The sequence below is a fragment of the Pseudonocardia oceanicola genome, assembly GCF_047200735.1.
In the GTDB taxonomy this organism is placed as follows: domain Bacteria; phylum Actinomycetota; class Actinomycetes; order Mycobacteriales; family Pseudonocardiaceae; genus Pseudonocardia.
Genome location: NZ_JBJZON010000100.1, coordinates 1 through 439, shown reverse-complemented (window position 1 = coordinate 439; position 439 = coordinate 1). Strand labels below are relative to the sequence as shown.

1 protein-coding gene is annotated in these 439 nt (G+C 71.1%); it reads right to left on the bottom strand.

Annotation, left to right across the window (positions count from 1 at the left end; all coding sequences use genetic code 11):
* The coding region (locus tag ACL02T_RS34990; RefSeq protein WP_412835107.1) for an acyl-CoA dehydrogenase family protein at positions 1–439 on the bottom strand (439 nt) is incomplete at both ends.

Genomic DNA, 439 nt, shown 5'->3' with positions numbered 1-439 from the left:
TTCGGTGCCGACGACGGCGTCGACGGGGATCCGGACGTCGGTGAAGTAGAGGTCGTTGACGGTGTGGGCGTACATGGTGTCGATGGGCCGGATCACCAGGCCGGGGGTGTCCGCGGGGACCATCAGCAGGGTCAGGCCGTCGTGCTTGGCGCCGGAGGGGTCGGTGCGGACGAGGACGAGGATGTGCCGGGCGAGGTGGGCGGCGGTGGTCCAGGTCTTCTGTCCGTCGAGGACGAAGTGGTCGCCGTCGCGTACCGCGGGCATGCGGGCCGAGGCGAGGTCGGAGCCGGCTCCGGGTTCGCTCAGGGCGATGGCTTCGAAGTGGCCGGCGCAGATGGACTCGACGATGGTGCGTTTCTGCGCGTCGGTGCCCCAGTGCAGGTAGGTCTGGGCGGCGGTGAGGCCGGTGCCGTAGGCGGTGGTGGGGGCGAGCCCGCGT